This window comes from Methylocystis sp. L43, assembly GCF_015709525.1.
Classification (GTDB): domain Bacteria; phylum Pseudomonadota; class Alphaproteobacteria; order Rhizobiales; family Beijerinckiaceae; genus Methylocystis.
Genome location: NZ_JADNRA010000020.1, coordinates 96,792 through 106,343, shown reverse-complemented (window position 1 = coordinate 106,343; position 9,552 = coordinate 96,792). Strand labels below are relative to the sequence as shown.

General features: G+C 65.3%; 9 protein-coding genes. 6 read left to right on the top strand and 3 right to left on the bottom strand.

The genetic code is table 11. From position 1 onward, the window contains the following. Positions 1–398 (top strand): methane monooxygenase/ammonia monooxygenase subunit B (locus IYX23_RS04675; RefSeq protein WP_246716480.1); only part of this gene is annotated, 398 nt, incomplete at its 5' end. A gap of 436 nt (positions 399–834) precedes the next feature. Then, positions 835–1,791 carry a nickel/cobalt efflux transporter gene (locus IYX23_RS04670; RefSeq protein ID WP_196392119.1) on the top strand — a complete coding sequence of 319 codons (957 nt, stop codon included), beginning with the start codon at positions 835–837 and terminating at the stop codon, positions 1,789–1,791. A gap of 2 nt (positions 1,792–1,793) precedes the next feature. Here the strand turns inward: IYX23_RS04670 and IYX23_RS04665 are convergent, their stop codons facing one another. The 3 genes from IYX23_RS04665 to IYX23_RS04655 are packed head-to-tail and all read right to left on the bottom strand — an operon-like array spanning position 1,794 to position 6,002. Further along, positions 1,794–2,681, bottom strand: a complete 888-nt coding sequence (locus IYX23_RS04665) for an NAD(P)-dependent oxidoreductase (protein ID WP_196392118.1) — start codon at positions 2,679–2,681, stop codon at positions 1,794–1,796. Between the two features lie 43 nt (positions 2,682–2,724). Next, complete coding sequence (locus IYX23_RS04660) at positions 2,725–5,478, bottom strand: heavy metal translocating P-type ATPase (protein WP_196392117.1); 2,754 nt, start codon at positions 5,476–5,478, stop codon at positions 2,725–2,727. Between the two features lie 38 nt (positions 5,479–5,516). Beyond that, positions 5,517–6,002, bottom strand: coding sequence for an isoprenylcysteine carboxylmethyltransferase family protein (locus IYX23_RS04655; protein WP_196392116.1), 486 nt, complete (start codon positions 6,000–6,002; stop codon positions 5,517–5,519). Between the two features lie 152 nt (positions 6,003–6,154). Between IYX23_RS04655 and IYX23_RS04650 the strand changes: the two genes are divergently transcribed. From IYX23_RS04650 to IYX23_RS04635, 4 genes are read left to right on the top strand one after another with little or no spacing between them, the layout of a single operon-like run. Further along, positions 6,155–6,499 (top strand): ClpX C4-type zinc finger protein, encoded by a 345-nt coding sequence (locus IYX23_RS04650; protein ID WP_196392115.1) that lies wholly within the window; start codon positions 6,155–6,157, stop codon positions 6,497–6,499. A gap of 17 nt (positions 6,500–6,516) precedes the next feature. Next, positions 6,517–7,650 carry an 8-amino-7-oxononanoate synthase gene (locus IYX23_RS04645; protein ID WP_196392114.1) on the top strand — a complete coding sequence of 378 codons (1,134 nt, stop codon included), beginning with the start codon at positions 6,517–6,519 and terminating at the stop codon, positions 7,648–7,650. After that, positions 7,647–8,282 carry a dethiobiotin synthase gene (gene bioD, locus IYX23_RS04640; RefSeq protein WP_196392113.1) on the top strand — a complete coding sequence of 212 codons (636 nt, stop codon included), beginning with the start codon at positions 7,647–7,649 and terminating at the stop codon, positions 8,280–8,282. Before IYX23_RS04645 ends, bioD begins: the two co-directional genes overlap by 4 nt. Then, positions 8,279–9,550 carry an adenosylmethionine--8-amino-7-oxononanoate transaminase gene (locus tag IYX23_RS04635; RefSeq protein ID WP_196392112.1) on the top strand — a complete coding sequence of 424 codons (1,272 nt, stop codon included), beginning with the start codon at positions 8,279–8,281 and terminating at the stop codon, positions 9,548–9,550. The genes bioD and IYX23_RS04635 overlap by 4 nt, the downstream gene beginning before the upstream one ends. The last annotated feature ends 2 nt before the right edge of the window (positions 9,551–9,552 follow it).

Here is a 9,552-nt window from a genome sequence, read left to right as displayed (position 1 = left end):
ACGGCGGCGTCTACAAGGTTCCTGGCCGTGAGCTGACGATCAACGTCAAGGTCACGAACACGACCTCCGAGCCGCTTCGCCTTGGCGAATATACGGCGGCCGGCCTGCGCTTCCTGAACCCTGACGTGTTCACGACGAAGCCCGACTTCCCGGATTATCTGTTGGCGGACCGCGGTCTGTCGACGGACCCGACGCCGATCGCGCCGGGCGAGACGAAGGAAATCGCCGTGAAGGTGCAGGACGCGCGTTGGGACATCGAGCGTCTGTCTGACCTGGCTTACGACACCGACAGCCAGATCGGCGGCCTCTTGATGTTCTTCTCGCCGACGGGTCGCCGCTTTGCGGCCGAAATCGGCGGTCCGGTCATTCCGAAGTTCGTCGCGGGCGATATGCCCTGATCGATACTGACGAATTGAACTAAAAAGCCCCCGGCCCAAAAAGCCGGGGGTTTTCTTTTGGGGAAGGGCCTGCGCCCCTGGGGAGCCTGCGCGCCTGAGGAAGGCCTGCGCGCCTGCAATCCCACGCGATGCGCGGGCGTCGCTGAAACAAAGCGCCGCTTTGAAGGTCTTCGGCGCGCAGGCGCTCTTTGGCGCGCAGGCTTTCGCCGATCTTCCACATGCGTCAGCAGGCGCCAGCGCGGCGACGCTTCGCGCCCTTGGCGCGGTGCTGCTTCTATTTCTCTGTTTCTACTGGCGCTTGTTTCATCAAGCGACGCTCACTATAAAATATGGGGTTAAGGCTGCCTCGTGACCGGCGGAGCATTCGAGCGCCGCCAAGGGGCCGCGCCTCTTCCATCGCCTCGGGCTTGCGCCTGAGGAGCCCACGGCGAGCAGGATGTCAGATCTCTCCGAAGTCTTCCGCGCCGGCGCGGCGAACGCCTGGATTTTTGCGCCGAGCGCTGTGGTTTTGGGCGCGCTGCACGGACTCGAACCGGGCCATTCGAAGACGATGATGGCTGCCTTCATCGTCGCGGTCCGCGGCACCGTGGCGCAAGCGGTGCTGCTCGGGCTCGCGGCGACGATTTCCCATACGGCGATCGTCTGGGCCGTGGCGCTGACCGGGCTTTATCTCGGCGCGCAACTGAACGTCGAAGCGAACGAACCCTATCTGCAGATTGTCTCTGGCGTGTTGATCATCGCCGTCGCGCTTTGGATGACTTGGCGAAGCTGGCGCGATATCGGCGCCAAAGGCGCCTTAACGGCACCTGCGCATGACGCCGGACAGTCCGGCGCAAGCGTCGCGCATGGCCACACGCACGACAGCGCGCATGTTAACGGGCATGTTCACGAGCACGTCAACGCGCATGTTCACGGGCATGGCCACGGCAATGTTCACGCCCATGACGGCGGCGTGCCGCATAGCCATCAGGAAGAGGAATTCGAGAGCGCGCTCCTCGACGTTGATCCCACCGTTTACGCTGACGCGCATGAGCGCGAACATGCGCTCGATATCGAGCGGCGCTTCGCCAGTCGCCATGTCACGACCGGACAGATCATTCTCTTCGGCCTGACGGGCGGGCTCATCCCCTGTCCCGCATCGATCACCGTTCTGCTGCTTTGCCTGCAGGTCGGCCGCATCGGACTCGGCGCGCTGCTGGTGCTCTGCTTCAGCATCGGGCTGGCGCTGACTCTCGTGCTTGTCGGGGTGGCGGCGGCGCTCGGCATGCGTCACGCCGCGTCGCGCTGGCCCGGATTCGAAGCGCTGGCTGCCCGGGCGCCCTATTTTTCCGGCGCGATCGTCGCCGCCGTCGGCGCCTATACGATCGCTACCGGCGCAGCCGCGCTGGCGTAAGGCTATTTCCCAAGGTGAAACGACGTTTTCGTCACCTTGGCGGAGATCGGCGCGTCGAGGAAAAAGTCGAGCACGGCGTCGACCCTCGGATCGACGGCGTAGGTCGAGAAGTCGGTCATGCCTTCTTCCGCCAGAACGCGAACGTCGATGAAGAAATTGCCGCTGCAGCTCTTTGCGGGACGAATGAGAATGGCGTGCGCCGCGTCCGCGACGATCTCGGGCTTTCGAGACCGGCGCAGCAGTTCGTCGCCTCCGAGAAGATTGCCGACGGCGGCCGTCGCGATCGCGGTCTCCGGCCAGAGCGAATTCGCCGCGACGCCGTCGGCGGCGAGGTCCCGTGCGAGGCCGAGCGTCACAAGGCTCATCCCATATTTCGACATTGTGTAGGCGAGGTTGGGCGAAAACCACTTCGGGTTCAAATCCAGCGGCGGCGACAGCGTCAGGATGTGCGGATTGGCGGATTTGCGCAGATGCGGCAGCGCCGCCTTGCAGCACAGATAGGTCCCGCGACCATTGATCTGCTGCATCAGATCGAAGCGCTTCATCTCGAGCGTATCGATTCCGCGCAGATCAATGGCGCTGGCGTTGTTGACCAGGATGTCGATCCCACCGAAGCAGGACGCGGCCTGACCGACCGCCGCTTCCACCTGATCCTCGAAGCGAATGTCGCAGGGCACGGCGAGCGCCTGTCCGCCCGCCGCTTCGATCTCTGCCGCCGCCGTGTAGATCGTGCCTGGAATTCTCGGGTTTTCGGTGATGCTCTTCGCCGCGACGACGACATTCGCGCCGTCGCGCGCGGCGCGCATCGCGATGGCGAGTCCGATTCCTCGGCTCGCGCCGGTGATGAAGAGCGTCTTTCCGGTGAGCGAGCGCGTCGTCGCAGGCGTCATCGCGCGCTCCCGCCGGGATTCATCATGGAAAGCGCGCGCCGCCTCACGCGGCGACCTGCGCCGGGTAACCCGCTTCGCTGATCGCCTTGGCGAGCGCCTGCGCGTCTTTCGGCGCGGGCGTCACGTCGACTTTGCCGGTGGCGAGATCGACCTTGACGTCGGCGTTCGGCTCGACGGCCTGCACCGCCTTGGTGACATGTTTCACGCACATATTGCAGGTCATGTCTTGCACATTGAATGTCGTCATTGCTTCCTCCTTAAAGTCTTTTTCCGTCGCTTCCGTTTCGACCGGCGCCGCCTCCGCGCCGGCATCGGCGCTTGCGATAACCGGAGCCTTGAAGCGGCGCAGGCGCAACGCATTGGTCAGCACGAAAACGCTCGACAGCGCCATGGCCGCCGCGCCGAACATTGGCGAGAGCAGCATGCCGTTGACGGGATAGAGCGCGCCCGCCGCGACCGGTATGAGCACGACATTATAGCCGAACGCCCAGAACAGATTCTGCTGGATGTTGCGCATCGTCGCGCGCGAGATCGCGAGCGCCGCCGGCACCTTGGCGAGATCGCCCGACATCAGCACGACGTCGGCGGCTTCGATCGCGATGTCGGTTCCCGTGCCAATGGCGATCCCCGCGTCGGCGGCGGCGAGCGCCGGCGCGTCATTGACGCCGTCGCCGACGAAGGCGATCCTGTTGGTCTCGCGCAGGCGCTCGAGCGTCGCGACCTTCCCATCAGGAAGGACGCCGGCGACGACCTCGTCAATTCCTAGTCTCGCGGCGATGGCCTTCGCCGTGCGCGCGTCGTCGCCGGTGATCATCGCGGTTTTCACGCCGAGCGAATGGATCGCGTCGATCGCGGCGCGGCTCGTCGGCTTCAGATCGTCGGCGACGGAGAGAATGGCGCCAAGCTTCCCGTCGACCGCGACGTAAAGCGGCGTCTTGCCTTCCTCGGCGAGCCTCTGGGCGTCCTGCGCGAAAGGCGAAGCGTCGAGGCCGAGCGACGCCATGAAGCGCTCGGCGCCAATGGCGATGGTCTTTCGGTCGACGAGTCCCGTGACCCCCATGCCGGCGATCGATTTGAAATCGGCGCAAGTCGAAAGCGAAAGGTCAGCGGCCTTGGCGGCGGCGACCAGGGCCGCGCCGACGGGATGTTCCGACTGCGCCTCGACGCTCGCGGCAAGCCGCAGAAGCTCATTCTCGTTCTTGCCGGGCGTCGCGACGAGATCGGTCAGGCGCGGCTTGCCATAAGTCAGCGTGCCGGTCTTGTCGAAGGCGATGAGGGTCACATCCCGCAGCGTCTGCAGGGCTTCGCCCTTGCGAAACAGCACGCCGAGCTCCGCCGCCCGGCCGGTGCCGGTCATGATCGCCGCTGGCGTCGCCAGCCCCATGGCGCAGGGGCAGGCGATGATGAGCACGGCGACCGCATTGACCAGCGCATACGTCAGTCGCGGCTCCGGACCGATCAGCATCCAGACGACGAAGGTCAGCGCCGCGACGGCGAAAACGGCCGGGACGAAGACGGCGGTGACGCGGTCGACCATCGCCTGAATCGGCAGCTTGGCGCCCTGCGCCTGCTCGACCATGCGGATGATGCCGGCGAGGGTCGTATCGGCGCCGACGCGGGTGGCGCGAAACGAGAATGCGCCGGAGCCGTTGACGGTCGCGCCGGTGACGGCGGCGCCCGTCCTCTTTGCAACCGGCGTCGGCTCGCCTGTGACCATCGACTCATCGACATGGGACGAGCCCTGCGTGACGACGCCGTCCGTCGGAATGCGCTCGCCCGGCCGCACCAGCACGATATCGCCGACGCGCACGTCATCGATATCGACGTCGACGGTCGCGCCGTCGCGCTCGACGCGGGCGGTCTTTGGCTGAAGCCGCGCCAGCGCCCGGATCGCCTCCGAGGTGCGGCCCTTGGCGCGCGCCTCGAGATAGCGGCCGAACAGGATGAGGGTGACGATGACGACCGACGCTTCGTAATAGACATGCACCGAGCCGGCCGGCAGCAGATGGGGCGCAAAGGTCGCGACGACGGAATAGAGATAGGCGCTGAGCGTGCCCGTGGCGACAAGGGCGTTCATGTCGGGCTGGCGCCGCAACAGCGACGGAATCCCCTTGAGGAAGAAAACCAGGCCCGGTCCAAACAGCACGACGCTGGCGAGCAGGAAGGAAATCTCGCGGATCCTCGCCTCACCGATCACGCCCATCGTCCAGTGATGGACGGCGGGGATCAGATGCCCGCCCATTTCGACCGCGAAGATCGGCGCCGTCAGAGTCGCGGCGACGATGAGGCGGAAGCGCAGTGCGCGCATCTCTTCCTCACGTCGCAGCCTCTCGCGATCGGCGCCGCCGGAATCGGTTTCGATCGCGCGCGGCTCATAGCCGGCCTGTGAAATCGCCCGGCGCAGGCGGTCTGTCAGGCCAGGCCCGGCGAGCGCGCGCACGGTGGCGCGTTCGGTCGCGAGATTGACTTTCGCTTCCATCACGCCTGGAACGGCGCTGAGCGCCTTTTCGACATGCGAGACGCAGGAGGCGCAGGTCATGCCGCCGACGCCAATCTCGATCGTCTCGACGACCGCCTCGTAGCCCGCGTCCGAGACCGACTTTACCAGTTGCGTGAGACTCGCCCCCGGCGCCAGAGAAACCTCCGCCCGTTCAGTCGCGAGATTGACGCTGGCGGCGTTAACGCCGGGCGTATGCGCGAGCGCTTTTTCGACATGCGACACGCAGGAGGCGCAGGTCATGCCCCGCACGGTGAAGTCGATGCGTTCGCCGCCCGGTAACGGAGTTTGAGCGTTCATATTTGCCGCCTCATTCACAACGCCCTCAATGCGTCAGTTTAAAGCCACCGCCGCGTGCGCGCCATATAGGACCGATAGTCATCGCCAAATTTGCCAAGAAGATGCCGCTCCTCGGGCTCGATCGCCAGCTTCGTCAGTCCAAAAGCAAGAACAGGCGTTAACAACAGCGTAAACGGCGAGCCGAGGAACAGACCGAGGCCAAAGATCAGGGCCACGTGCGAGACATAGATCGGATTGCGCGAAAAGCCGAACGGCCCCTCGGTCACGAGAAAGGACGCGGCGCGATGCGGCATGATCGTCGTTTGATGGCGAGAGAGGATGCGAAAGCACCAGACGTCATTGGCCAGCGCGAGGACGACAATGGCTGCGCCCGCGACCTGAGTGATAGAAGAAGAGGCGCGATCGATCAGCGAAGCCCCTGTCGCGGCGTCGAGCGCCAGCCCGGCGGCGAGCGTCATCGCCATCAGGATCGGCGGCCACGGAATGCGGGAGGGAGATGCATTTGCGCCGAGCTGCGCGTTCATTGCGGCTCCTATCGGTGGAAAACGCTTCTCTTTAGATCGCGGTTGCGGGCGCTCGTTTCAAGTGCGCCCTTGTCAAGGATGACTTGACGGTGGTCTTGCGGGCTGTCAAGATCGGCTTGACATCCGATCGCCCTGGACATGCGAGAGCTGTCATGCTGGCCATCGCCAAACGTAAGCTACGCTGCTCATTCTGCAAGAAGTCGGAGACGCAGGTGTCGCGGCTCATCGGCGGCGCTGCCGGAGGCTATATTTGCGAAGATTGCGTCGGCGTCTGCAACACGATTCTTGACGCCGCGCCTTCGCCGTTCAAAAGCTGGGACGATCTCACCGACGAGCAGCTGCTGACCTCGATCAAGGCGAGCGAGGCCAGCGTGGCGGCGCTGCATTCACTCATCCACGCGCAAGTCGCGGCGCTTCGCAAACGCGAGGTGAGCTGGACCGCGATCGGCAAGGTCCTGGGCGTTTCCCGCCAGGCCGCCTGGGAGCGTTTCTCCTGATCGAGCGTCGATCTTCCATGCTTGAGCGCTACGCGCAAGATCTTGCGAGCCTCGCCGCGCGCGGCAGGCTGCGCGCGCTCGCTTCGCGCGCCGGACTGGATTTCGCGTCGAATGACTATCTGGCTTTCGCCGAGTCGCAGGAACTCGCCGCGGCCGTGACGGCGGCGCTCGCGCGCGGCGTTCCCGTGGGCGCCGGCGGTTCGCGGCTGTTGCGCGGCAATCATCCGGAGCATGAAGCGCTGGAAGAGGACGCGGCGCGCTTTTTTGGTGCGGAAAGCGCGCTGTATTTCAGTGGCGGCTTTACCGCCAACGAAGCGCTGCTTTCCACGGCGCCGCAGCGTGACGATCTCATTCTCTATGACGCGCTCGCGCACGCCAGCGCTCATGAGGGCATGCGATTGGCGCGCGCGCCGAATGCGAAATTCCCTCATAACGACGTCGGCGCCGCCGAGGCCGCGATCCGCGTTTGGCGGGGAAAGGGCGGAGGCGGGCGAATCTGGATCGTCGTGGAAAGTCTTTACAGCATGGACGGCGACAAGGCGCCGCTCGATGATCTCTATGCGCTCGCCGCGAGGAACGACGCCTTTCTGCTGATCGACGAAGCGCATGCGACGGGCGTCTATGGCCCTGGCGGCCGCGGACTCGCCGCGCGTTTTGAAGGCGCGGAGAACGTCGTCACTTTGCATACATGCGGTAAGGCGATGGGAGTCGCGGGCGGTCTGCTCTGTTTGCCGCGGGTCCTGCGCGACTTCATGATCAACCGCTGCCGGTCCTTTATCTTTGCGACCGCGCCGTCGCCCGTTATCGCCGCTTGCGTGCGCGCCGCGCTCAAGATCATCGAAGCGGCCGACGATCGGCGCGCCGAACTGATGTCGCGCATCGATTTCGCCGGCGCCGAGCTGCGGCGGCTCTGCGCGATCGAACCTTCAGGCTCCCAGATTCAACCGATCGTCGTCGGGGGCGATATCCGCGCGACGACGCTGGCGTCGCGCATGCAGGCGCATGGCTATGACATTCGCGCCATTCGTCCGCCGACCGTGCCGGACGGCTCCGCTCGCTTGCGCATCGCGCTGACGCTTAATACGAGCAAAGATGACGTCGCGCGCATGATCGCGCATCTTGAAGCAGAACTCGCGAGGCTCGAACCATGAACCGCCGCTTCGTGATCGTGGGAACCGATACGGACGTCGGCAAGACTGTCGTCTCCGCCGCGCTCGTCGGCGCACTCAACGCCTATTACTGGAAGCCGGTGCAGTCGGGCCTCGATGGCGAGACGGACTCGCAGATCGTCGCGCGGCTTTCGGGCGCGCCGGTTGACCGTATTTTCCCAGAAGCCTGGCGGCTGCGTCGACCGGCCTCGCCGCATCTTGCCGCGCGCGACGAGTGTGTCGAAATCGACGCCGCCGCGCTGAATCCCCCGCCATGCGACGGTCCTCTGATCATAGAGACGGCCGGCGGCGTGCTGACGCCGCTCAGCGACCGCGCATTGACCATCGATGTGCTCGAACGCTGGCGCTTGCCGGTCATACTCGTCGCGCGCACGCGCCTTGGCACGATCAATCACAGCCTGCTCACGCTCGAAGCCTTGCGCCGACGCGGAATCTCGATCACCGGAATTATTTTCGTCGGCGACGCCGACGCCGATGCGCAACATTCGATCGAGACGATCGGCGGCGCGCGCATTCTTGGCCGACTGCCGAAGCTCGATCCTCTGAATAAAAAAACGCTCGGCGCGGCGTTTAGCGCCGCGATCGCGCGCGACGCTTTCGGGAGCGACGCATGAGCGTCGTCACTGACTCTCCGGTCTGGCGGCCGTTTACGCAGCATGCGTTGCAGCCAGGCGCCTTCAAGATCGCGCGCGCCGAAGGCGCCTGGCTTGAAGCCGAAGACGGTAAGCGCTTTCTCGACGCCATTTCATCCTGGTGGGTCATTACGCACGGCCACCGCCACCCGGCCATCATGCAGGCGATCCGCGACGAAACAGAGCGACTCGACCAGATCATTTTCGCCGGCTTCACCCATGAGCCGGCGGAAGCGCTGGCGCGGCGCCTTGTGGCGCTGACGCCGCCGGGACTCGACTACGTGTTCTATTCCGATAGCGGCTCCACCTGCGTCGAAGTGGCGATCAAGATGGCGCTCGGCTTCTGGCGCAATCGCGGCGAAGCGCGCACGCGCATCGTCGCGCTCGAACACGGCTATCACGGCGATACGATCGGCACGATGTCCGTCGGCGCGCGATCACCCTTCAATGCGCCTTACGAGCCGCTGCTCTATGAGGTCTCGCGCATTCCCTTCCCCTCGCGCGGGCGCGAGCAGGAGACGCTCGACGCGCTGGAGCGCGCCTGCCGCGACCGACCCGCCGCCCTGCTGGTCGAGCCGCTCATTCTTGGCGCGGGCGGCATGCTCTTCTACGGCGCCGATACGCTCGCGGAGATGCAGCGCATCTGCGCGCAACACGGCGTGCTGTTCATCGCCGATGAGGTGATGACCGGCTTCGGCCGCACGGGAACGCTCTTCGCCTGCGAGCAGGCGGGCGTCGTTCCGGACATCGCCTGCTACGCCAAGGGCCTCACCGGCGGCGCGCTGCCGCTTGCCGTCACCATGTGCAAACGCGAAATTTTCGAGGCGCATCTATCGCCGGAGCGCGCGCGCGCTTTTTTTCATTCGAGCTCCTACACCGCCAATCCGATCGCCTGCGCCGCGGCGCTCGCCAATCTCGACGTCTGGGCGACGGGCGAACCCGCCGCCCGCGTCGCGGCGCTGTGCGACATGCAGGCGACGCGGCTTGCGCGCTTTGCGTCCGATGCGCGCTTCTCTAACGTCCGCCAGCTCGGAATCGTCACGGCGCTCGATCTCAATATCGTGCAGGGCGGCTATCTGGCGACGATCGCGCTCGATCTCATGCGCTTCTTCAACGCGCGCGGACTTCTGATGCGTCCGCTCGGCCCGACGATCTATGTCTTTCCGCCATACTGCGTCGAGGCGGCCGAACTCGATCTCGTCTATGACGCGATCAGCGAGGCGGCCGACTGCTTCGGCGGCTCTACGTAAAG

Excerpts from the sequence above, each read along its gene's own strand:
- IYX23_RS04665 (WP_196392118.1), bottom strand. The coding sequence starts at position 2,681 with ATGACGCCTGCGACGACGCGCTCGCTCACCGGAAAGACGCTCTTCATC.
- bioD (WP_196392113.1), top strand. The coding sequence starts at position 7,647 with ATGAACCGCCGCTTCGTGATCGTGGGAACCGATACGGACGTCGGCAAG.
- IYX23_RS04670 (WP_196392119.1), top strand. The coding sequence starts at position 835 with ATGTCAGATCTCTCCGAAGTCTTCCGCGCCGGCGCGGCGAACGCCTGG.
- IYX23_RS04660 (WP_196392117.1), bottom strand. The coding sequence starts at position 5,478 with ATGAACGCTCAAACTCCGTTACCGGGCGGCGAACGCATCGACTTCACC.
- IYX23_RS04655 (WP_196392116.1), bottom strand. The coding sequence starts at position 6,002 with ATGAACGCGCAGCTCGGCGCAAATGCATCTCCCTCCCGCATTCCGTGG.
- IYX23_RS04635 (WP_196392112.1), top strand. The coding sequence starts at position 8,279 with ATGAGCGTCGTCACTGACTCTCCGGTCTGGCGGCCGTTTACGCAGCAT.
- IYX23_RS04645 (WP_196392114.1), top strand. The coding sequence starts at position 6,517 with ATGCTTGAGCGCTACGCGCAAGATCTTGCGAGCCTCGCCGCGCGCGGC.
- IYX23_RS04650 (WP_196392115.1), top strand. The coding sequence starts at position 6,155 with ATGCTGGCCATCGCCAAACGTAAGCTACGCTGCTCATTCTGCAAGAAG.